The organism is Adlercreutzia faecimuris (assembly GCF_022669055.1).
GTDB lineage: Bacteria > Actinomycetota > Coriobacteriia > Coriobacteriales > Eggerthellaceae > Enterorhabdus > Enterorhabdus faecimuris.
Genome location: NZ_JAJMLW010000001.1, coordinates 414,071 through 436,193 on the forward strand (window position 1 = coordinate 414,071; position 22,123 = coordinate 436,193).

The window sequence follows — 22,123 nt, forward strand, 5'->3', positions numbered from 1 at the left end:
GATGCGAGAGAAGCGGGAAGAGCCCGGGCGCGACAACGTCATCCTGATCGGCATGCCCGGCGCGGGCAAGTCGACGCTGGGCATTGTGCTGGCGAAGATCATGAACTACAACTTCGTCGACGCCGACCTGCTCATCCAGAACCAGTGCGACCGCACGCTGCAGAAGCTGCTGGATGCCTGCGGTCCCGACGGGTTCATCGAGGTGGAGAACCAGGTGCTGTCCGACTTGGAATGCGAGCGCACCATCGTGTCCACCGGTGGCTCGGCGGTGTACTCCGACGCGGCCATGGAGCATCTCGGCCAGATCGGGCGCATCGTCTACCTCCAGATCAGCTACGACGAGCTGAAGAACCGCCTGTCCGACTTGCAGGAACGCGGCGTGGTGCTGAAGGGCGGCATATCCATGAGCCTGCGCGACCTGTACGACGAGCGCAAGCCGCTCTACGAGAAGTACGCCGACATCGTGGTGGACGTGAACGACCTGTCGATCACCGCCGCCGCGCGCAAGGTGGCCGCGGCCCTGGCGTAGGGCGCGGGGAGCGGCGCGTGCTCGCCAGGCACGCCGTCGCGCGCATCCGACCGCGCGTCACGCCCACATCCGCCACGCGCCATCGCACACGCAAAAAAAAGAGGGGCGACCCCGCCGGGGGTCGCCCCTCTCGCATTCCGCGGTCGGGCCGCTACAGGCTCGGCTCGAGCTCCAGGTCGTCGTCGAGCCCCGCCGGCGCCGCCGCGCCGGGATCCTTCGGGGCCTTCCAGTCGGCCGCGTCGTCGGGGCGCGGCGCCATGTTCGCCTCCACGCCGTCGGCCGCCTTGAGGCGCGCGAAGTAGCTGCGCGTCTCCTTCACGACCACGCCGGACAGCGCGATCAGGGCCACCATGTTGGGCAGCGCCATGCAGGCGTTGAAGATGTCGGCGATGGTCCACACGGCGCTCACGGTCATGTAGGGGCCGATGAACACGGCGGCAATGTAGAGCCAGCGGTAGGCCTTCACGGCCTTCATGTTGCCGTTGCTGAAGTACTCCAGGCAGCGCTCGCCGTAGTAGTCCCAGCCCAGGATGGTGGTGAAGCCGAACAGCACCAGGCACAGCATCAGGATGAACGCCGTGACTTCGTTGGGCAGGAAGGGCAGGCCGGCCTGGAACGCGGCGGTGGTGACGGCCGCGCCCTCCAGCCCGGGCACGTTGTAGGCGCCGGTCATGACGATGGCTAGGCCCGTCATCGAGCACACCACGATGGTGTCGAGGAAGGTGCCGGTCATGGACACGAGGCCCTGGCGCACCGGCTCCTTGGTCTGGGCAGCCGCGGCGGCGATGGGGGCCGAGCCCAGGCCGGCCTCGTTCGAGAAGATGCCGCGGGCGATGCCCTTCTGCATGGCGATGATGATGGCGCCCAGCATGCCGCCGGCCGCCGCCTGGAACCCGAAGGCGCTCTGCACGATGGTCACGAGCGCGGTGGGCAGCATCTGGATGTTGGCGATGATGAGCACCAGCGAGAAGCCCACGTACACCACCACCATGGCGGGGATGATGCGCTCGGACACGCTGGCGATGCGGCGCAGGCCGCCGATGACCACCAGGCCCACCACCACGGCCAGGATGAGCGAGGCCACCACGGTGGCGATGGAGTAGTCCATGCCGAACAGCGAGAAGGCGACGGCGGACTTATCCGGGTCGAAGAAGCCGGTGATGGCGCCGGAGATGGAGTTGACCTGGGTGAACGTGCCGATGCCGAACAGGCCCACGCACATGCCGAAGAAGGCGAACAGCTTGGCCAGCCAGCGCCAGTTCATGCCCATGCCGCGCTCGATGTAGTAGAACGGGCCGCCCAGCACGTGGCCGTCCTCGCGGATGGTGCGGTACTTCACGGCCAGCAGGCCCTCGGAGAACTTGGTGGCCATGCCGAACAGGGCCGCCAGCCACATCCAGAACAGGGCGCCCGGGCCGCCGGCCACGATGGCCGTGGCCACGCCCACGATGTTACCGGTGCCGATGGTGGCCGACAGCGCCGTGCACAGGGCGCCGAAGCTGGTGACCTCGCCCTTGCCGTCGTCCTCGTTCTTGATCATGTAGCGCAGGGCGCGCGGCAGCTGGCTGAACTGCAGGCCCTTCAGGCGCACGGTCAGCAGCAGGCCGCCGATGAGGATGAGCGCCATCAGGGGCACGCCCCAGATGAAGTCATCGATGATGCCCAAGATGTTGTTGATGGGCGCGAGCACGTCGTCCACGGAAATCTCCTCCTTCTCTTGTGGGCGATGTCCGCCGGGGAAGGAGGCTCTGGGGAAGCACGCTATGCGGGGGAAGACGGAAGAGCGCTAAGCCAAGCGCCCTCTGTCCTTTTGCCTGAGAGTTTCAACGTCGGCCGTGGCCGGCGCCTTGCACCTTCGGCACCCGTATTCGGGATTCTCCAGAGGCCCCTCCGCGCTCTGTCTCCTGCGGGATTCAGAGCGTTTCAGCGGGGTACGCTATGTGATTGCGCTGCAAATTATAGGACCGGCCTTCGGCTTGTCAATGGAAGCACGCGGCGAAATGGTAGAATCTGGGTCGCCGGTCGAGCGGACGGCCCCAAGCGGGCTCCCACCGGCACGTCAGCGCGCCCCTGTAGCTCAGCGGATAGAGCGTCGGTTTCCTAAACCGTGCGTCGGAGGTTCGAGTCCTCTCAGGGGCGCCAGCTTCTTTCCCCATTCCTTCAGTGAATCCTCCGACCTCGGGCGTTTCCCCGCTGAGAGGCCTCGTTCGTTACGGGGGAATCCTACTTGGTGGGCTGGTCTTGAATGTGATATTGCAACGCACGAGGGTCGACATTAGAATGTAACGATATTATTACGTTTTGATGGAGAACTATCCGCCTTTCGGCAATCTGGGGCCAGTCGTTCTGACTAATCGGCTCCAGAGGCGGTAGTGGCCCAGCTGCGCGGCGCCCGGCGAGGAGCGCGTGAAAGCGCAGTTCGTAACGTTGTTGCGTGACCCCGGCGCGCGTCGTCGGGAGGGAGCCATGGGGCTCGTGGCGCCTAGGCAGAGGAGGTCGGGCGGTGCGGTGCCAGGGGAGGATGTTCTGCCAGTTGGAGATGCGGCCGCGTGCGGCCGGTCTGACAACGAGGGAGGATAGCCATGGGTGGCTCGCAGGACAACCCGACGCGAGCCGCAGCGTCGAAAGACCACGCCTGGGGAAAGAAACGCGCACACGTGATCATCGGCGCCATCGCCGCATGCGCCGCGCTGTCGCTGACCGGAATCGCCTTCGCGGCGGCCGGCGGCAACCAGACCATCAGCTGGACGGCCATGGAGAAGGAGCAGCCGCCCGTTCCCATCGAGCAGGCCGACAAGCCCGCCGACCAGGAGCCCCTGGCTGCGACCGGCGACGGCGAGGACGCCGCCGCGGCCGCCGATCCCAAGGCCGACCCGGCCACGCCCGCCGACCCCGCCGCCCCGGGTGGCGAGGCGAAGGCCGCCGCCGGCAAGGCCGCCGGGGATCCCGCCGGTTCCTCGGAGGCCGACCCGAAGGCCGCCGACCCCGCGACGGCCGACCCCAAGGCCGACCCCGCGGACGACCCGGCCAAGCCCTCCGATCCCGCCGCGACCGAGCCCGAGCCCGAGGCGCCGGTGGCGGAGGACCCCGCCGCGCAGGCGGAGGAGCCGGCTCCCGCGGTGGCCACCGTCAAGTTCGCCATCGAGCCGGCCGACCAGGGCGCCGTCTCCTACAACGGCACGCTCTACCGCAACGGCGACGCCGTCGAGGCCGAGGCCCCGGCGACCTTCGCCTTTACCGTCCAGCCTGCCGAGGGCTACGAGGTGGACTCCGTCACCGTCATCCGCACGGCCGCCCCGCTCGAGGGCGAGGGCGCCGCCCAGCCGGGCACCGGCACGGCCGAGGCCCTCGAGGCCGTCGACGGCGCCTACACGGTGGCCGCCGACGAGGAGGCGGCCGTCTACCAGGTGACCGTGAAGGTGGCCGACGCGCGCATCAACAGCCACGCCAACCTCGCCAAGGCCCTCGCGGCCGGCGGCGCCGTCAAGCTGGAGGGCGACATCGCGGCCGAGGGCCCGCTGGCCATCGCCGCGGGCACGGAGGTCGTGCTCGACCTGGCCGGCCACACGCTCTCGCTCGCCGAGGGCCAGTCGGCGGCCAGCCTCATCACGGTGGAGCCCGGCGCCAAGCTGACCGTCACCGATTCCACGGCCGCGCCCCTCACGTCCCAGTGCCGCGCCGAGGAGCACGGCTTCCCGGCCTCCCGTGCCGGCGAGCTGGCCGTCTACGACGCGGGCTCGCACGAGCTCACCTACTACGTGACCACCACCAAGGCCAACCGCTCGTCCGGCACCACCTCCGAGACGCGCCATAAGGAGCAGGTGAACCTGGGCTCCGCCGGCGCCATCGAAGTGGCGGGCCTTACCGCCGCCATCGAGGTGCAGGACGGCGCCGCGTTCGCCATGGACGGCGGCCGCCTGACCAACGCGGGTGGCGCCCACGGCGTGAAGGCCGGCAACGCCACGGTGACCATCACCGGCAATGCGGCCATCGCCGGCAGCGGCAGCGCCGGCGCGACCGGCGACGACGCCAACGGCGCCGGCATCTACCAGGCCGACGGCGCGCTGGAGGTGTCCGGCAACGCGGCCATCGCCGGCAACCGGGCCGCCAACAGCGGCGGCGGCATCTACCTGGCGGCCGGCAGCGCGACCATCACCGGCGACGCCGTGGTGGCCGGCAACGCGGCCTCCGAGGGCGACGCGGTGGACGACAAGGCCAACGAGCATGCTCCCAGCTATGACGGAGGCGGCGTCTACGTGGCCAAGGCCGCGGCGCTCACCATGGAGGGAGAGGCCGTCGTCTCGGGCAACGTCGCCCGTCGCGACGGCGGCGGCATCTACGTCGAGCCCCAGCCGAAGAACTCGCTGCTCGCCCGCAACCGCCTCGTCATCACGGGCGGCACCATCACCAACAACCGCTCCCACGCGCTCAAGACCGGCGGCTTCTACGTGTCCGGCGGCGGTGGCATCTTCTCGATGGGCGACACCTCCATCGACGGCGCCGTCATCACGTCCAACTGGTCGGAGGATGCCGGCGGCGGCCTGTGCATGCCCGGCGAGGACAAGTACCAGATGCCCCTGCTCGCCATGACCAACACGGTGGTGGCAGCCAACCGCGCGGGCGCGAGCGAGGGCGGCGGCATGTTCTGCATGACGGCCGGCCACAAGGACGCGGACAAGGCCGCGGGCCGCATCAGCTACGTCACCACCGGCACCTACATCACCAACAACCGCACCGACACCGAGTTCGACTACGGCGGAGGCGGCCTGTTCGTGCCGTCCGACGGCTTCCTGAACGTGGTGTACCCCGTGGTCACCGGCAACGACGCCAGCGGCTTCGGCGGCGGCGTGGCCGCGTGCAGCAACAGCACCGTCATCACCCAGGACGCGGCCATCTTCGACAACAAGGCCCTGGGCGAGAACTCCACCACCAACCCCAACGAGTACGGCGACCGCTGGGCTCGCTTCACCGAGGGCGAGGGCCCGGGGCCGAAGGGGAGCAACCCGGGCGACAACGCCTGGAGCCGCCCGTTCGATCCGTCCGAGGTGGTGAAGGGAGCCTACGACCAGTACGATACCTACAACGACCATCGTATGCTCAAGCACGTGGCCTGGCAGAACGAGGACGGCTCCACCGAGCCGCTGGAGGCCAACGACTTCTTCAGCGCGAACCGCGCCACCGTCTACGGCACGATGCTCGGCGGCCACGGCGCCGACTGCACCGACGGGTGCACGGACAGCCACCGCGCCGAGTACAACTGGACGGGCTGGATGAGCGCGAGCCCCACCCAGGGCAGCGCGCTGGTGGAGTACCGTGGCTGGAATAAGGGCGCGACGGTGACGCTTTCCTCCGGTGAGACTGTCGAGGCCTTCTCCGGCGGCGCGCGTGCAAATGATCTGGGCTGGTACCTGTGGGTCAACAAGAGCGACTTCACTGAGGAAGAGGCTGAGGAGCTCGCCCGCAGCCTTGACGGCGTGAGCGTGGAGTTCTCTTCGCCCTCAGCCTCCTTCACCTCCTCGATGGCCGGCTTCTACGCCGCTAATCTTCAGACCGAGAACGATAAGATCTGCCTCGACTTCAAGCGCTACGCCGATGGCGGCTTCATGGAGAACGCCGACGGCACCTCCGCCAACGACGGCCTCCACCTGAAGGCTGACGACACGAAGCTCGCCCCGCGCGAGCTCGAGGCCGCGACGCGCACCGAGCCTCTGGCCTACTACCGCGTCTACCACATCGACGAGTTCCCCGCGGGCAACGGCTTCGCCCAAGCCAACCGCATCATGGCGCTCGACGCCCACCCGACCGCCGAGGCCAAGGTGTCGGCTCGCAGCACAGCCTGCGTCTTCGTCACGGGCAACTTCTCCAACACCAACGGCGGCGGCATCGGCTGCAACGGCTTCATCAACATCGGCAAGCCGAACGGCTCGGTGCCCGACGAGCCGACCGCCCCCGAGAGCCCGACGCACTTCGGCAGCTTCCAGATCACCAAGACGCTGGCCGACCTGCCTGCGGCTGAGGAGGGCGCCCAGGCCGTTCGCGCCACCGTGGTGTTCCACGTGATGGGCTACCAGGACGAGGCGTCCGCGAACGCCGGCGAGGGTCACAACGTCATCTACGACGCCTACCACGCCATGGAGTTCGCCCCCGGCGATGATCAGCAGGTCATCACCCTGGGCCGCTTCCCCGAGGGCTCCTACTTCACGGTGACCGAGGTGTCCTACAGCGGCGCCAACTACGAGATCTCCGACGGCGGGGCCGCCACGCGCGCCGTCACCGTGACGGCGAACGACCCGGCTGACGAGGGCGCGGTCATCCCGCTGGTCAACTTCGTCAACCGGTACAAGGATGACGGCCACCACAGCACCGGCGTGGTGAACACCTACACCAAGCAGGACGGCAGCTACACCGTCACCCAGAAGTGGAGCAAGACCGAGGTCGTCGTGCCCGCGCCCGACGAGGGCGGCGAGCAGGGCGACGACCCGCAGACCCCGGCCGAGGCCTAGGCGAGGAAAGTGATGAGGATGAAGAGAACCTTCCTGACAAGGCGGACGGCGCTTGCCGTGCTGGCCGTGGCCCTGGGCATGGGCATCATGGTCGGCCCCACGCTCGCCTACTATACCGACACCACCCAGGCGAACGGGTCGCTGCCGTTCTCCTACAGCCCCGAGACGCCGCCTCCGCCCGAGGAACCCGAGGAGCCGACGCCGCCTCCGGAGGAACCCGAGGAGCCCACGCCCCCGCCGCCGCCCGAGACGGAGATCCGCGAGGAGATCGAGGGCACTAACAAGGTCATCCGCGTCGAGAACGTGGGCGAGACCGCCGCGGTAGTGCGCGTGCGTGCCTTCTACGGCACGGCGAACGCCACGGTGTCCTTCGCCGGCGACGGCTGGGGCACGCGCGCCGACGGCGAGGAGGGCTGGCTGTACTGCGCGGCTGTGCTCGAGCCCGGTGATGTGAGCGAGCCCCTCTATATAAATGTGGAGCCGGTCAAGAACGCCGCGGTCGACTCCTTCGATATTGCCATCGTGCAGCAGTGCGTGGCGCCGGACGAGGCGGCCGAGGGCGAGGAGCCCGGCTCGGCCACCTTCGCCGACGGCACCGTGGTGCTGGGCGAGCTGACGCGGCTGGCCGCCCAGGCGGCCGGCGACGAGGCCGAGAATCCCGACGCCGGCGACGAGGCCGACGATCCCGCGGCGCGGCTCTCGGGCGGCGCGGCGGCGGCCGAGGTATTCGAGGGCCTGGCGCCGGTGGCCGAGCAGGCCGCCGATCTGTTGGACACGACGGCCCCCGCGGCCGACCGAGCCTAAGGAGGGAGGGCCATGAGCAACGCGAAGAGCACATCCCCCCGCACGTTGTGGATGATGGTGCTGGCGGCGGCCCTGCTGCTGGTGCTGGGCGGCGTGGGCGTGGTGCAGGCCACCCAGGCGCAGCTCGTCTTCTACAGCGAGGACTACGTCGCCGAGTTCGCGCAGACCCACATCGGGGTGGCGCTGACCGAGAACGACGTCATCGTCGAGGGCGATGACGCCCTGCTCCAGGATGCGGGCGCCCTGCTGGGCGGCGACGCGCAGATGATCCCGGGCAAGGCCTATCCCGAGCGCCTGTCGGCGGTCAACACCACCGACATGGGCGAGTACGTGCGCCTGACCGTGCGCAAGTTCTGGGCCGACGCCGACGGGCAGAAGAACCCGCTGCTCGACCCGGCGCTCATCCAGCTGGGCTATGACGACGAGCACTGGGTGCTCAACCCGGCCGAGTGCACCGACGAGCGCCTGGTGCTCTACTACCGCCACCTGCTGGACGGCGATGAGGCGGCCGCGGGCCCGGCGGTGACCACCATCGCCATCGATCCGGCCGTGGCCACCGCGCCCGGCGACTTCACCGACTGCCGCGTGGCGCTGGCTGCGCAGGTCGATTCCGTCCAGGTCAACTACGCGGATGACGCTGCGGGCAGCGCCTGGGGCGTTGACGTGGAGGCCCTCGGCCTCGACTGGAGCGAGGGGGTCGCGCGATGAGCCTGGCAACCCTGACGAGAACGGCGCGCCGCGGGCTGGCCGCGGTCGTCCTGGCGGCCGGCCTGGCCCTGGGCGGCACGGCGGCGGCCTGGGCCGTCGAGACCGGCTGGACGGTGGCGTTCGACGGCAAGGCGATGAAGTCCGACGGCACGGCCGATATGCTCGCCCAGGTGAGCAAGCTGCAGCCGGGCGACTCGGTCGTCTTCAACATCGATTTGTTCAACGACTTCGACCAGGCGGCCGACTGGTACATGAAGACCGAGGTGCTGCGCACCATGGAGGAGCTGGCCGACAACGGCGGCGGCTCCTACGCCTACGACCTCACCTACACGAGCCCCGCGGGCGAGAAGCGCGTCATCTACACCAACGACACCGTCTCCGGCGACAGCGACAAGGACGACACCAACGGCCTGTTCGACGCCACCGGCGCCATGCGGGAGATGTTCTTCCTGGACACGCTGCCCGCCGACAGCCACGCGGCCATCGTCATGAGCGTGAGCCTGGATCCCGAGTCTCACGGCAACAGCTACTTCGACACCGCGGCGAAGCTGCAGATATCCTTCGCGGCCGAGCCCAAGGCGTCCAACAACGTGCCGCCGACCGAGACGAAGACCGACAACCCGCCCAAGGCCGATGATCCGGCCGATCAGCCCAAGAAGGACGAGCCGACCGATCTGCTGTCGCGCCTCGCCCAGACCGGCGACGCCGTCATGATCGCTGTCGTGGGCCTGGCGGCGGTGGCCGTCGTCGCTGTGGGCCTGCTGTGCGTCGCGCGCCGACGCTCCCATGCCAAGGAGGAAGGTGAGACGCGATGAAGTCCCTGACTGCCCGCTGCGCCTCGGTTGCCGCCGCTGCGCTGCTGTCCGTATCCCTGCTGGCCGTCCCGGCCCTGGCTGCGCCCGAGGAGGCGGCCGCCGGTGACGCCGTGGCCGCGCCGACCGCCCCGGCCGAGCCCACCACCTACACCGTGCGCCTGTACGCGGGTAACCGCGGCCTGGTCAACGACGGCGCCTACTGCGAGTGGTCGGGCGTGCCCTACGGCTCCGACCTGGACTTCAGCGGCGCCCGCATCGCCGTGACCGACCCGAAGTACTACGTGAAGGGCATCCGCCTGGCTGGCCTCGACAACGTGAAGGACGTGCGCTACGTCGGCCAGCTCGATGAGCGCAACTTCGCCTCCGGCACCGTGCGCGTGACCGAGGACGCCGACTACGTGCTGGCCTACGGCATCATGGCCAACCGCGTGGCCTACACGGTGCGCTACGTTGACGCCGACGGCTACACGGTGGCCCCGACCGACACCTTCTACGGCGACGTGGGCGACACCCCGGCGACCGCCGCCGTGTACGTGGACGGCTACGTTCCCAACGCCTACGAGATCACCAAGACGCTCGCGGACGAGCCGGACGACAACGTCATTACGTTCACCTACACGCGCGTGGCCCCCGGCTACGCCACCGCGCCCGGCGAGGACGGCACCACCAACATCGTGACGCCCGACGGCGAGAACGTTCCGGCCCGCCAGCCGCAGCAGCCTGCGGGCGAGGCCGGCGCGCCCGCCGTGGGCGAGGGCGCTGGCGACGCTGCGGGCGAGCAGGCGGACGACGCGCCCGTCCCGCTGGCCACCGCGGCCGGCGAGGAGCTCATCGGCGACGACGGCAACCCGCTCATGGCGCCGCGTGATTCCATGAGCATCGACGACGACGCCGTGCCCATGGCGGCGCGCGGCGGCTACGGCGAGGGCGCCGAGGCGCCGGACGGCGGCTTCCCGCTGGCGGCGAGCCCTCTGTCCATCGCGTTTCTGGCCGGCGGGCTGATCCTGCTGGTAGGGGCGCTCGTGCTGTGGCTGAGGCGCCGCAAGGCCGCGCAGGAAGACTAGCGGGTAAGGAGGCCGCTCATGACGCAGGATGCCGCGAAGCCGCGGAAGAAGAACCGGTCGGCGGCCTCTCTCGCCCTGGGGGGCCTGGGCATGGCCGTACTGGCGTGCTGCGCCATCGTGTGCGTGATCATCGTGGCGCCGCGCCTGTTCGGCATCGTCCCCTACGCGGTGGCGACCGGCTCGATGGAGCCGTCCCTGTCGGTCGGTTCGCTCGTCTACGCGCAGGAGGTCGATCCGGCCGAGCTGGAGCCGGGCGACGTGGTCACGTTCTCCCAGGGACACCAGCGCAGCGTGCCCGTCACCCACCGCGTGGTGTCCAATGACCCGATGGAGCGCGAGCTGGTGACCCAGGGCGACGCGAACGCCAGCCCCGATCCCGAGCCGGTGCCCTACTCGCGGGTGCGCGGCGAGGTGGTGCTGTCGGTGCCCCTGCTGGGGTTCATCGCCACCGGGCTGTCGATGGACGGCGGGAAGCTGGCGCTGGTCGCCGTCATCGGCGCGTCGCTGGCCCTGTGCTTCGTGGCCGATCGGCTGCGGGAATAGGGGCGTGCCAGGCGCCGGGCGCCGGCGCGTGGGGCGCGCGGGCGTGGGGCGCGCGGGTGCCGGCGCGTGGAACGCGTTGAGCGCTGGGTGCGAGGGCGCTGGGCGCGTCGAAGAGCGCTCGCCTTGTCGGAGGGGGTTGCCTGCGGGCGGCCCCCTCTTCTTTATGCGCGGGGCGGTGGAAAAGAATTGGCCCCGGTCGAAGAGGGGTGCTTCGCCGGGGCCCAGGAGGGGGATGATGCGACGCGTCACGCGCCGCATTCTGCTTTTGGAAAAGCAGGGCCCGCTGATGAGGAGGGGTGCCTTTTCAGCGGCCGGGGATCATTATAGGGAAGGGGGCCGCCCGAGGGCCCTCCCTGGGGAACGGAGCGGCAGTTTTTCGCCGGTGAACTGCGCGAACGTCGAAATTAGCCACCGCTTACCCTCCCGAGCCCGCCGTTCGCCCCGCAACGGCCCGCCAAACCCCACGCCCCCGGGAGTGTCCAACCCCCGCCTTGCCGTTTCCCGCTCCGCCGTTGCGCTATCATGGGGCGTGCCGTCGTCGAAGGGATTCCCCATGCCTGACATCCAACTCCGCTTCCGCAAGGACATGCTGGTGCTTTCCGCCCCCGTATCCGCCGCCCTAGCCCGCGATGGGCTGGACGTGGCCCGCGACCTGGAATTCACCCTGCTCTTCGAACCGGACGTGGTGGAGGAGGCGTGCCGCTTGGAATCCATCGCCGGCGCCCAGTGCCTGGTGGCGCCCACCGCCGGCGTGACGCCCGCGCGCCTGGCCGCCGCGGCGATGGACGGCCGTGGGCCGGACGTGGTGTGCGCCGCCCTGGCGGTGGTGCGGTCCCTGCGCCCGCAGCACGTCCTGGCGGCCATCGGGCCGTGCGGGCTGCCCCTCGACGGGTCGTCCAAGGCGTCGATGACCGAGAACCGCGAGCAGTACGCCCGCGCGGCGCGCCTGTTCGCCGGCGAGGAGGTCGACGGGTTTCTGCTGGAGGGCTTCGCCGGCTGCGCCGACCTGATGTGCGCCCTGGCGGGGCTGCGCAAGGTGACCGACGCGCCTATCCTCGCGTCGGTGGACGTGGATGGGGAGGGGATGCTCGCCAACGGGCGCGACACCCTGGAGGCGGCCTGCGCCGTCATGGCCGACTTCGAGGCCTCCGTGGCCGGGTTCGCCACCGCCGCCGGCCAGGACGAGGCCTGCGCCCTCGCGCGCCGCGCGGGCGCGGCCTGCGACCTGCCGCTGATGGCGTCGCTCGTGGTCGGCCGGCGCGATGCGCGCCAGCAGGGCCCCACGCCCGAGAACCCCTACTACTGCCCCGACACCATGGTGGCTGCCGCCGACGCCCTGCGCGCCGCGGGCGTCCAGTTCCTGCGCGCCGCCGGTGACGCCACCCCGGCCTACACCGGTGCGCTGGTGGCGACCACGGTGGGCCTTGACGTGCGCGGCCCTGCGCCCGAGGCCCCGGCCGGCCTCGCGCGGCAAGAGGCCCTCGACGACCTGGCCGCCTCGATGCGCGAGCGCGTGTCCGCCGCCCTCGGCACCCTCGCCGCCGAGGCCGACGCAGCCGCCGCCACCCTCACCCCCGAGGAGCGCCGCGCCGGGGAAGGGGAGTAGCATGCCCCGCGACCACTATGGCAGCAACCGCGATCAGAGCGAGTACTACGGCGCGCTGCAGAACCTGGTGGACAGCCTGTTCCCTGACGACTGGGACGAGCTGGGGGACGAGGCCGGCGCTGCGACGTCCGGCGCGGACGCGGCGACCTCGGGCGCGTCGGGCGCGGCCGACGCCGCAGATGGCGTAGCGGCGGGTACCGCGGTGGCAGGCGCATCGGGTGCGGCCGATGCCGCGGCGGCCTTCGGGGTGTCGGAGCGCGCGGCCGGGCTGCTGGGACTGGCGGCGCTCGTGCCCGATGCGGCCGACGCCGAGCCCGCGGCGGAGGCGGCCGGCCCTACCGTGCGGCGCCTCGACGCCATCCTGGCGGCCGAGGCGGCCGACCTGCCCGACGACCTCATCCGCATCGTCAAGCTGCTGCCGCCCGGCGACTACACCCGCGCACGCCTCTGCACCCAGCTCAACTCCGCCCTCGCCGGCCATGCCTGGGGCCAAGTCTACGGCACCGTGGAGTAGAGCCTAATAAGGAAAGAAAATCGCGATTTTCTTTCCTTAGCGCCATCCGAAGGCCTCGTAAGGTAAAGAAGTTTTCCTTAGCCGCGACACCAGGCGCCCGAAGGAAAGAAAACGGCGGTTTTCTTTCCTTCGGGCTTTTGACCTAGTCAGTCCCCACTTCCAGGATGTCCATGTATTCCTTGAACACGTAGGTTTTGCCGCGGGCCATGTCGGGCGAGGCGTCTACGAGCACGGCGAAATCGTTCATGAAGCGGTCGATGAGCGCCGCCGCCGTTGGCCTGCTGATACCCAGCCGGTCGGCAGCTCCGACGCGTGTGATGGTTGGCGTGATGAGCAGCAGGTCGAGGAACTTTCGGGCATTTGCGGCTGATGCTCCGCCGACTGAGTCGATCAGGGCGACCTTCGTCTCACGAAGCCGGTTGATGCGAGTGGCTGATTCCGACGACTCCTCGGATATCTCGATGATTCCCCGAAGGAAGAACTTCACCCACTCCTCCCATTCGCCCTTATGTCGTATGGCCATCAGCCGGTCGTAGTACTCGGTGCGGTTTCTCTTGAAGTAGTAACTCAGATAGAGCAGAGGTCGACTCAGGATGTTCTGCTGGCAGAGCCAGAACGTTATGAGCAGGCGTCCCATGCGGCCGTTTCCATCGATGAAGGGGTGGATGGTCTCGAACTGCGCGTGGATGAGCGCGATTTTGATCAGCGGAGGCAGGCCGTCGTCTTCGTGGATGTAGCGCTCCAGGTCGCCGAGGGCATCAGTCAGATCGTCAACGCAGGGAGGCACGTACGCGGCATTCGCCAAGGTGCACCCGGCCCCGCCGATCCAGTTCTGCGAGGTGCGGAACTCACCGGGATGCCGGTTGCTTCCGCGCCCCGAGGCCAGCAGCTTCCCGTGAATCTCGCGAATGAGCCGCAGGCTCATGGGGAAGTCGCGCAGGCGCTCGATGCCGTAGTTCATGGCGTTGACGTAGTTGGTTACCTCGCGCGCATCCTGGGTCTGACGCTCTTCTGCCACCAGTACTTCGGCGAGGGATGCCTGGGTGCCCTCGATTTGGGAGCTGAGGAGGGCCTCCTTCTTCACGTACATCGACACGAACAGGTCGGGGTTCGGGAGCGTTTGGGTAATGCCGTCGAGTCTGCCGAGTGCCCGGTCGGCCGCTGAGAGTAGCTGTATCATCTCGCCGTCGAACTCCAGCGGGGGCTCGGGAGGAAGCGGGGCGGGCTTGAATGACGAGTAGCCTGTCGGTTGGTGAATGTAGCGTCCAGCGCGGCCTTCCATGGCATGCTCCCTTCTAGAAGTGCCTGAATTATAGGCGACAAGATGGCGCTAAGGAAAGAAAATCGTGATTTTCTTTCCTTAGCGCCATCCGAAGGCCTCGTAAAGTAAAGAAGTTTTCCTTAGCCGCGACACCACGCGTTCGAAAGAAAGAAAACGGCGGTTTTCTTTCTCTAGAGCCGACAGAGAAGGGGGCGTTTCTTCTTTGCGGGGGGGGGCGCATGCCGGGAGGGCGGCCGGAGGCGTTGGGGGCTTTTCGCTCGGGCGCTCTGTTCGTCTTTGGCTAACGGGTTGGCGTCAAGTTGGAAAATGATTTCTGTAGTTTTCAGCCGCCCAAAAACACAACTTGTTCGCTTGCAGTCGAACAAGGGCCCATGTACTATATCTACTTGCTAGGAAACGTATTAAACACAACATATTGTGTGCAAGTCGGAGCAAAAGCGGTGGAAATCCTGTTGATGAAACAAGCGATTCCCCACTTCGGCGCGATGAACCTCGCAAGCGTTGAATAATGCGGAAACTCCGAACGAAGCACAGCATTTTGTGCTTGCCGCCCTGCGCTGCCGCGCGGGGCGACGTTGTGAATGGCCGCGGCAGCAGAAAGGAAAACGGCACGCCATGGTAGAGACCATCATCAAGCGCGACGGGCGCACGACCACCTTCAACCGGGAGAAGATCGTCGGGGCAGTGGAGAAGGCCTTCCAGGCCTGCGCCGCCATGCAGGATCGCGCGGTGGCCGAGGAGATCGCCGACACCGTCATCGCCAAGCTCGATCAGGGCGCCATCGAGGGCACCCCCACGGTCGAGGGCGTTCAGGATCTGGTGGAGGAGACCCTCATCGAGGCCGGCTTCGTCCAGACGGCGAAGGCCTACATCCTCTATCGCGCCGAGCGCAACCGCGTCCGCGACGTCAACTCCCGCCTCATCAAGACGCTGAAGGACATCACCTTCTCCAAGGCGTCCGAGTCGGACATGAAGCGCGAGAACGCCAACATCGACGCCGACACCGCCATGGGCACCATGCTGAAGTACGGCTCCGAGTCGGCCAAGCAGTTCTACGAGATGTGCGTCATCAACCCGAAGTTCGCCCGCGCCCATCGCGAGGGCGACATCCACATCCATGACATGGACTTCTACACGCTGACCACCACCTGCTGCCAGATCGAGCTGCGCAAGCTCTTCAAGGGCGGCTTCTCCACCGGTCACGGCGTGCTGCGCGAGCCCAACGACATCTCCAGCTACGCGGCCCTGGCCTGCATCGCCATCCAGTCGAACCAGAACGACCAGCACGGCGGCCAGTCGGTGTGCGACTTCGACTACGGCCTGGCCGAGGGCGTGCGCAAGACTTTCCGCCGCCTGTTCAAGAAGCACACGGCCGAGGCCGTCGACCTGCTGACCGACATCGCCGACGACCGCGAGTTCGCCGAGAAGATGCTGGCCGACGTCGAGGCCGAGACGGGCGCCATCGCCTCGCTGGACATGGATCCGGCCTTCCGCGCGGGCGTCATCGCTGGCCTGACCGGGGCGGGCATTGACGAGGCTACGGCCAACCGCGTGGTCGACTACGCGGTGAAGAACGCCACGCGCGACACCGATCGCCAGACCTTCCAGGCCATGGAGGCGCTGGTGCACAACCTCAACACCATGCACTCCCGCGCCGGCGCGCAGACGCCGTTCAGCTCGGTGAACTACGGCATGGACACCTCCCCCGAGGGCCGCATGGTCATCAAGAACATGCTGCTGGCCACCGAGGAGGGCCTGGGCTCCGGCGAGACCCCCATCTTCCCCGTGCAGATCTTCCGCGTGAAGGAGGGCGTCAACTACAACCCGGAGGATCCGAACTACGACCTGTTCAAGCTGGCCATGCACTGCTCGGCCAAGCGCCTGTTCCCCAACTTCTCCTTCCTGGACGCGCCGTTCAACGCGCAGTACTACAAGGGCACGCCCGAGACGGAGATCGCCTACATGGGCTGCCGCACCCGCGTCATGGGCAACGTCTACGACCCCGACCGCGAGGTGACGCCCGGCCGCGGCAACCTGTCGTTCACGTCGATCAACCTGCCGCGCCTAGCCATTCGCTCCAAGGGCGACCTGGACCTGTTCTTCGACCTGCTCGACTCCAAGCTGGCGCTGGTCACCGCGCAGCTCGACGAGCGCTTCGAGATCCAGGCCCGCAAGAAGGTGTACAACGCCCCGTTCCTGATGGGCCAGGGCGTGTGGATCGACTCCGAGAAGCTCAAGCCCACCGACGAGCAGCGCGAGGTGCTCAAGCACGGCACGCTGACCACCGGCTTCATCGGCCTGGCCGAGTGCCTGGTGGCGCTGACCGGCAAGCACCACGGCGAGTCGGCCGAGGCGCAGCGCCTGGGCCTGGAGATCGTGGGCCACATGCGCTCCTACTGCGACCGCGTGTCGCGTGAGCGTGGCATGAACTACACGCTCATCGCCACGCCCGCCGAGGGCCTGTCCGGCCGCTTCGTGCGCGTCGACCGCGAGCGCTACGGCTCCATCCCCGGCGTGACCGACCGCGACTACTACACCAACGGCTTCCACGTGCCGGTGTACTACGACATCTCCGCGTTCGACAAGATCGCCATCGAGGCGCCCTACCACGCGCTGACCAACGGCGGCCACATCTCCTACATCGAGCTGGACGGCGACCCGACGGACAACCTGGAGGCCTTCGAGAGCGTCATCCGCTACATGAAGGACTGCGGCATGGGCTACGGCTCGGTCAACCACCCGGTCGACCGCGACCCGGTGTGCGGCTACAACGGCATCATTGAGGACGTGTGCCCCAAGTGCGGCCGCACCGAGGCCGAGCACGACATGCCCTTCGAGCGCATCCGCCGCATCACCGGCTACCTGGTGGGCACCCTCGACCGCTTCAACGACGCCAAGCGCGCCGAGGAGCACGACCGCGTCAAGCACGACGTGAGCCGCATCGAGGAAGTCGAGGAGCGCTAGGCTTCGGCTGGTAAACGCCATCGTGAAGGGGGCGCCCCGCCGGCCGAAGGGTCGGCGGGGCGCTCTTATAATGGAGGCATGAAGATGGATGAGGACATAACGGGCGCGGAAGGCGCTGCGGCGGACGCGGGCGCGCCGACGCGTGCCGCGGCGGATGCGACGCGAGACGCGGGCGTGATTGGCGCTGCGGCGCGAAGCGCGAGTGCGACCGGCGCAGCGGCGGACGCGGGCGCGCCGACCCATATTCGGCTGTACGGGACGGCACCGGACTCCATCGTGGACGGGCCGGGGCTGCGCTACGCCGTGTTCGTGCAGGGGTGCTCGCACGGGTGCCCGGGGTGCCACAACCCCGACAGCCATCCCGCCGACGGCGGGACGCTCACGAGCATCGACGCGCTCATGGCCGACATCCGATCCAACGGGCTCATCCACGACGTGACGCTCTCGGGCGGCGACCCCTTCGAGCAGCCCGAGGCGAGCGCCGAGGTGGCGCGCCGCCTCAAGGCCGAGGGCTACGGGCTGTGGGCCTACACGGGCTACCTCTACGAGGACCTGCTGCGCCAGGTCGAGCAGGGTGCGGCGGCCGTCGGCGCGGTTGCGGCGGACGAGGACGCCGAATCGGCGGCAGCGCGTGCGGCTGCCATCGGCGCGCTGCTAGCGACGGTGGACGTGCTGGTGGACGGGCCCTTCGTCGAGGCGCGCAAGTCGCTCGGCCTCAAGTGGCGCGGGTCGTCCAATCAGCGTCTCATCGACCTGGCGGCTACGCGCCGCGCCGGGCGCGTCGTCGAGTGGCGACCGCCCAGCTTCGACGTGGAGAAGCCCTCCAACTGGTAGCCGCCGCACCTGGCGCGCCCTCTCGCCTCACGTCCGCGCCTTTTCGCTGCGCAAAATGTTTCACGTGAAACACTTGTTCTAATATCGCACGACATTGCGACAAGGGCGCGAGGTGCGCGCCACGAGGGGAGGGCGCTTGCGGCGACAAGGGCGCGCCACGCGATGCGCCGCGAGGGAGGGCGCTTGTGGTGACAAGGACGTGACGCGCGCCGTGGAAGCCGGCGCGGCTTTACCAAAGCTTTACGTTCCCTTTACCGCCACCGCATGGGGCGCTCGTAGCATGTCCCCAACGTGCAATCAGACGAGAAGGCGGGGAATGTGAACGAGATCATGGCGACGGGGCTGGGGCTGCTGGGCGGCCTGGCGCTGTTCCTGTACGGGATGAACCTCATGAGCGGCAGCCTCCAGGAGGTCGCGGGCGAGCGGATGCGCGCCATCCTGGCGGCGATCACGCGCAACCCGGTGGTGGGCGTGCTGGCCGGCGCGCTGGCGACGGCGGCGCTGCAGAGCTCGAGCGCCACCACGGTGATGGTGATCGGCTTCGTAAGCGCCGGCCTCATGCGCCTGCCCCAGGCCATCCCCATCATCATGGGCGCCAACATCGGCACCACCATCACGGCCCAGATCATCGCGTTCAAGCTGTCCGACTACGTGCTGGCCTTCGTCTTCGCCGGCTTCATCCTCATGACCCTGGCGAAGGGCGAGCGCGCGAAGCTGGGCGGCCGCGCGGTGTTCGGGTTCGGCCTGCTGTTCCTGGGCATCGACACCATGGGCGCGGCCATGAAGCCCCTGGCGGCCAACCCCGTGTTCACCGACCTCATCGCCCAGGTGGCCAGCGTGCCGGTGCTCGGCGTGGTGGTGGGCACCGCGATGACCCTCATCGTCCAGAGCTCGAGCGCCACCATCGCCGTGCTGCAGAACTTCGCCGCGCAGGCTGGCCCCGACGGTGTGAGCAGCGTCATCGGCCTGGAGGGCGCCATCCCCATCCTGCTGGGCGACAACCTGGGCACCACGGTGACGGCGCTGTTGGCGGCGGTCGGCCAGTCGCGCGACGCCAAGCGGGTGGCGCTCTCGCACTGCGTGTTCAACCTGTCGGGTTGCCTGCTCTTCGTCGGCCTGGTGGGGCCCTTCGCCTCCTTCGTGGCGATGATCCCGCCCGTGGGGCCCGAGGTGGAGGTCATCGCGCGGCAGATCGCCAACGCGCACACCTGCTTCAACGTGGCCATGACGCTCATCTGGCTGCCGATGGTGTCGGTGATGGTGCGGATAGTGATGGCGGCGCTGCCCGACGAGCCGCGCCGTCCGCGCCGCGGCCGCGTGGCCGGCCCCCGGTGGGAGGCACCCGCCCCGGGCGCGCCGGCGGCCTAGCCCTGGGCCTGCGCCGACTTGGAAACGATGAAGGCGCCGCCGCGGCTCGGTGGCGCCGACTCGCCTACAATAGACGCGCCGCGACACGCCGGGGGAGTTGCCCCCGGCGCGTCCTCGTCCTCGGCGGAAGGAGCCGGGGCGCCTCGAGCCGATGCGGAAGGGAGGGCCATGGCCGGCCAGCAGCTCATCTACTACGTGGAGGACGACGCGCACATCCGCGACCTCACCCGCTACGCCCTGGAGAAGGCGGGCTTCGAGGCCCGCTGCTTCCCGGACGCCGACGGCTTCTTCGCCGCCCTGGCCGACCGCGTGCCCGCGCTCATCCTGCTGGACATCATGCTGCCGGGCATCGACGGTCTGGAGATCCTGCGCCGGCTGCGTGACGACGCCACGACGGAGGGCATCCCCGTCATGATGCTCACGGCGAAGGGGACGGAATACGACACCGTGGTGGGGCTGGACGCCGGCGCGGACGACTACCTGGCCAAGCCCTTCGGGATGATGGAGCTGGTCTCGCGCGTGAACGCCCTGCTGCGTCGTGCCGAGCGCGAGGCGGCGGCCCCCGCGACGCCGGCGGCGGAGGGGCCCATCGCCCTGGATGCCGAGGCGCATATGGTCACCGCGGGCGGGGTTCCCGTGAGCCTCACCCTTAAGGAGTTCGAGCTGCTGCGCGTGCTCATGGCCAACGAGGGGCGCGTCCTCACCCGCGACCAGCTGCTCGACCAGGTGTGGGACATGGCCTTCGCCGGCGGCACGCGCACGGTGGACGCCCACGTCACCACGCTGCGCCAGAAGCTGGCCGCGGCGTGCCCCGGCGCCGAGGCGCTGGTGGTCACCGTGCGCGGCGTGGGCTACGGCTACCGCCGCGGGGACGACGGGCGATGACCGAGCGCCCCGCACCGTCCGCACCCGCGTCCGCCGCCTCCGAGCTCCGCGCCTCGGGGGACGCCGCCGCGCCGTCTGCGCCGTCTGCGCCCGCCGCGTCCGCCCCGCGTCCCCGCAGCCTGTCGCGGCGCATCTTCGCCAGCGTGCTGGGCTTCACCCTGGCCGTGATGGTCGTGTTCTCGGTGGCCCTCACCTCCATCTACTACGTCACCTACGAGCAGGACGCCGAGCGCCTGCTCATCGTGCAGGCCCGCGATGCGGCCGCGCGGCTCGATGCCGCGCCCGCCGACGAGCGCGTCGCCGTGCTGGCCGAGCAGTTCTCGGGCCTGGTGCGCTACACCCTGGTCGCGCCCGACGGGGAGGTGCTCTTCGACACGGCGCCCGCCATATCGGGATCGGCCGACAACCACGCCGACCGTCCCGAGGTGCGCGACGCCGCGGCCGCCGGCGAGGCGGCCGTCTCGCGCTACTCCGCCACCCTGAGCAGCGACACGGTCTACGCCGCGGTGCGCCTGGCCGACGGCGCGGTGCTGCGGCTGGCCGAGACCCGCGAGTCGCTGCTGTCGTTCCTCGGCGGCCTGACCGTGCCGGTGCTCGGTGCCCTGGCGGTGGCCGTGCTGCTGGTGCTGCTGCTCTCCCGCGCGCTCACCCGCGGCATCCTGCGTCCCTTGGACGACCTGGATGTGGCCAACCCCCTCGCCGCGCCGGTCTACGCCGAGATGGCGCCGCTGCTCGAGCGCATCGACTCGCAGCAGCGCCAGCTCCGGCAGCAGAACCGCGCGCTCGCCCGGGCCGAGGGGGCGCGCCGCGACTTCTCGGCCAACGTGTCCCACGAGATGAAGACGCCCCTGCAGGTGATCGCCGGCTACGCCGAGCTCATCGAGGGGGGCGTGGCCGACGGCGAGGACGCCCGGCAGTTCGCCGGCATCATCCACCAGGAGTCCCAGGCTATGCGCGCCCTCATCGACGACGTGCTCACGCTGTCGCGCCTGGACGAGGTGCAGCCCGACGCGGTGTCGGCCGCGCCTGTGGAGGTACGCTCGGTGGCCGAGCGGGCCGCCCGGCGTCTCGACCACCTGGCGCGCCAGGAGGGCGTGGCGGTAAGCGTGGAGGGCGATCCGGCGTGGATCATGGGCAGCGAGGCCCTGATGGAGCAGGTCGTCTACAACCTCATCCAGAACGGCATCCGCTACAACGAGCCCGGCGGGTCGGTGACGGTGGCGGTGGCGACTGAGGCGGCGTCCGCGCCTGCCATCCCCGGCGCGGTTGCCCCCACCTCCGCCTTCGCCTTCGCTCCCGGCACGGCCGCCCCCGCCCCCGCGGCAGGGGAGGGCGCGCCCGCCGCCCAGGTGGTCATCCGCGTGGCCGACACCGGCCCGGGCGTGCCCGAAGACAAGCGCGAGAAGATCTTCGAGCGCTTCTACCGCCTGGAGAAGAGCCGCTCGAAGGAGACCGGCGGCACGGGCCTGGGACTCGCCATCGTGAAGCATGGCGTGATGCGCCACGGCGGCTCCATCGAGGTGGGCGGCCGCGAGGGCGAGGGCGCCGAGTTCATCCTGCGCCTGCCTGCCGCCCTCGCGCCTTCGGGGGCCGCCGCTTCGGCCGCCGCCCCGCCTGCGCCCGGCAGCTCCGCGCCCGCCGTGCCGCCGGCCGCGGGCCCCATAACGAACCGATGAAGATGCGCGCCGGCGACGGTGCGCGCCG

16 protein-coding genes, 1 tRNA gene and 1 riboswitch are annotated in these 22,123 nt (G+C 69.3%); of the genes, 15 read left to right on the forward strand and 2 right to left on the reverse strand.

From position 1 onward, the window contains the following. Position 1 precedes the first annotated feature (1 nt). A complete protein-coding gene (locus LPT13_RS01415) occupies positions 2 to 529 on the forward strand; it encodes a shikimate kinase (protein WP_242162764.1) in 528 nt (175 codons plus the stop codon). 151 nt (positions 530 to 680) lie between these two features. Here LPT13_RS01415 and LPT13_RS01420 read toward each other — a convergent pair whose 3' ends face one another. Next, a complete protein-coding gene (locus tag LPT13_RS01420; protein WP_347263695.1) occupies positions 681 to 2,228 on the reverse strand; it encodes an alanine/glycine:cation symporter family protein in 1,548 nt (515 codons plus the stop codon). Between the two features lie 93 nt (positions 2,229 to 2,321). After that, positions 2,322 to 2,421, reverse strand: a riboswitch (glycine riboswitch). Between the two features lie 174 nt (positions 2,422 to 2,595). On the opposite strand from LPT13_RS01420, the gene LPT13_RS01425 reads away from it, so the two are divergent. The 9 genes from LPT13_RS01425 to LPT13_RS01465 all read left to right on the forward strand — a co-directional run bounded on the left by LPT13_RS01425 (position 2,596) and on the right by LPT13_RS01465 (position 13,086). Further along, a tRNA-Arg gene (locus LPT13_RS01425) sits at positions 2,596 to 2,671 on the forward strand. 515 nt (positions 2,672 to 3,186) lie between these two features. Next, the gene (locus LPT13_RS01430) at positions 3,187 to 7,032 is read left to right on the forward strand and encodes a hypothetical protein (protein ID WP_242162766.1); all 3,846 of its coding nucleotides are present in this window, start codon (positions 3,187 to 3,189) and stop codon (positions 7,030 to 7,032) included. Positions 7,033 to 7,044: 12 nt separating this feature from the next. Then, entirely contained in the window at positions 7,045 to 7,836 is a 792-nt protein-coding gene (locus LPT13_RS01435) for a SipW-dependent-type signal peptide-containing protein (protein ID WP_242162768.1), read from the forward strand. A 12-nt stretch (positions 7,837 to 7,848) separates the two neighbouring features. Then, on the forward strand, positions 7,849 to 8,544 hold the full coding sequence (locus LPT13_RS01440) for a hypothetical protein (RefSeq protein WP_242162770.1): 696 nt from the start codon (positions 7,849 to 7,851) through the stop codon (positions 8,542 to 8,544). Further along, complete coding sequence (locus tag LPT13_RS01445) at positions 8,541 to 9,359, forward strand: hypothetical protein (protein WP_242162772.1); 819 nt, start codon at positions 8,541 to 8,543, stop codon at positions 9,357 to 9,359. The genes LPT13_RS01440 and LPT13_RS01445 overlap by 4 nt, the downstream gene beginning before the upstream one ends. Continuing rightward, positions 9,356 to 10,423 (forward strand): hypothetical protein, encoded by a 1,068-nt coding sequence (locus LPT13_RS01450; protein ID WP_242162774.1) that lies wholly within the window; start codon positions 9,356 to 9,358, stop codon positions 10,421 to 10,423. The genes LPT13_RS01445 and LPT13_RS01450 overlap by 4 nt, the downstream gene beginning before the upstream one ends. An 18-nt stretch (positions 10,424 to 10,441) precedes the next feature. Then, positions 10,442 to 10,966 (forward strand): signal peptidase I, encoded by a 525-nt coding sequence (locus LPT13_RS01455; protein ID WP_242162775.1) that lies wholly within the window; start codon positions 10,442 to 10,444, stop codon positions 10,964 to 10,966. Between the two features lie 553 nt (positions 10,967 to 11,519). Continuing rightward, a complete protein-coding gene (locus LPT13_RS01460) occupies positions 11,520 to 12,572 on the forward strand; it encodes a homocysteine S-methyltransferase family protein (protein ID WP_242162778.1) in 1,053 nt (350 codons plus the stop codon). Between the two features lies 1 nt (position 12,573). Beyond that, complete coding sequence (locus tag LPT13_RS01465) at positions 12,574 to 13,086, forward strand: hypothetical protein (RefSeq protein ID WP_242164293.1); 513 nt, start codon at positions 12,574 to 12,576, stop codon at positions 13,084 to 13,086. Positions 13,087 to 13,228: 142 nt separating this feature from the next. Here LPT13_RS01465 and LPT13_RS01470 read toward each other — a convergent pair whose 3' ends face one another. Further along, positions 13,229 to 14,368 (reverse strand): Fic family protein, encoded by a 1,140-nt coding sequence (locus LPT13_RS01470; protein ID WP_242162780.1) that lies wholly within the window; start codon positions 14,366 to 14,368, stop codon positions 13,229 to 13,231. A 615-nt stretch (positions 14,369 to 14,983) separates the two neighbouring features. On the opposite strand from LPT13_RS01470, the gene LPT13_RS01475 reads away from it, so the two are divergent. The 5 genes from LPT13_RS01475 (at position 14,984) to LPT13_RS11640 (ending at position 22,095) form a co-directional block, all read left to right on the forward strand. After that, the gene (locus LPT13_RS01475; RefSeq protein ID WP_242162782.1) at positions 14,984 to 17,332 is read left to right on the forward strand and encodes an anaerobic ribonucleoside triphosphate reductase; all 2,349 of its coding nucleotides are present in this window, start codon (positions 14,984 to 14,986) and stop codon (positions 17,330 to 17,332) included. Between the two features lie 84 nt (positions 17,333 to 17,416). After that, positions 17,417 to 18,166: a 4Fe-4S cluster-binding domain-containing protein gene (locus tag LPT13_RS01480; RefSeq protein WP_242162783.1), complete on the forward strand. Its 750-nt coding sequence runs from the start codon at positions 17,417 to 17,419 to the stop codon at positions 18,164 to 18,166. 318 nt (positions 18,167 to 18,484) lie between these two features. Continuing rightward, complete coding sequence (locus LPT13_RS01485; protein ID WP_242162785.1) at positions 18,485 to 19,534, forward strand: Na/Pi cotransporter family protein; 1,050 nt, start codon at positions 18,485 to 18,487, stop codon at positions 19,532 to 19,534. Positions 19,535 to 19,702: 168 nt separating this feature from the next. Beyond that, positions 19,703 to 20,419, forward strand: a complete 717-nt coding sequence (locus LPT13_RS01490) for a response regulator transcription factor (RefSeq protein ID WP_242162787.1) — start codon at positions 19,703 to 19,705, stop codon at positions 20,417 to 20,419. Then, complete coding sequence (locus LPT13_RS11640; protein ID WP_277926796.1) at positions 20,416 to 22,095, forward strand: sensor histidine kinase; 1,680 nt, start codon at positions 20,416 to 20,418, stop codon at positions 22,093 to 22,095. The genes LPT13_RS01490 and LPT13_RS11640 overlap by 4 nt, the downstream gene beginning before the upstream one ends. Positions 22,096 to 22,123 lie beyond the last annotated feature (28 nt).

Coding starts and splice junctions, on each gene's coding strand:
- LPT13_RS01415 (WP_242162764.1), top strand. CDS start 2: ATGCGAGAGAAGCGGGAAGAGCCCGGGCGCGACAACGTCATCCTGATC.
- LPT13_RS01435 (WP_242162768.1), top strand. CDS start 7,045: ATGAGGATGAAGAGAACCTTCCTGACAAGGCGGACGGCGCTTGCCGTG.
- LPT13_RS01440 (WP_242162770.1), top strand. CDS start 7,849: ATGAGCAACGCGAAGAGCACATCCCCCCGCACGTTGTGGATGATGGTG.
- LPT13_RS01445 (WP_242162772.1), top strand. CDS start 8,541: ATGAGCCTGGCAACCCTGACGAGAACGGCGCGCCGCGGGCTGGCCGCG.
- LPT13_RS01450 (WP_242162774.1), top strand. CDS start 9,356: ATGAAGTCCCTGACTGCCCGCTGCGCCTCGGTTGCCGCCGCTGCGCTG.
- LPT13_RS01455 (WP_242162775.1), top strand. CDS start 10,442: ATGACGCAGGATGCCGCGAAGCCGCGGAAGAAGAACCGGTCGGCGGCC.
- LPT13_RS01460 (WP_242162778.1), top strand. CDS start 11,520: ATGCCTGACATCCAACTCCGCTTCCGCAAGGACATGCTGGTGCTTTCC.
- LPT13_RS01465 (WP_242164293.1), top strand. CDS start 12,574: ATGCCCCGCGACCACTATGGCAGCAACCGCGATCAGAGCGAGTACTAC.
- LPT13_RS01470 (WP_242162780.1), bottom strand. CDS start 14,368: ATGGAAGGCCGCGCTGGACGCTACATTCACCAACCGACAGGCTACTCG.
- LPT13_RS01475 (WP_242162782.1), top strand. CDS start 14,984: ATGGTAGAGACCATCATCAAGCGCGACGGGCGCACGACCACCTTCAAC.
- LPT13_RS01480 (WP_242162783.1), top strand. CDS start 17,417: ATGGATGAGGACATAACGGGCGCGGAAGGCGCTGCGGCGGACGCGGGC.
- LPT13_RS01490 (WP_242162787.1), top strand. CDS start 19,703: ATGGCCGGCCAGCAGCTCATCTACTACGTGGAGGACGACGCGCACATC.
- LPT13_RS11640 (WP_277926796.1), top strand. CDS start 20,416: ATGACCGAGCGCCCCGCACCGTCCGCACCCGCGTCCGCCGCCTCCGAG.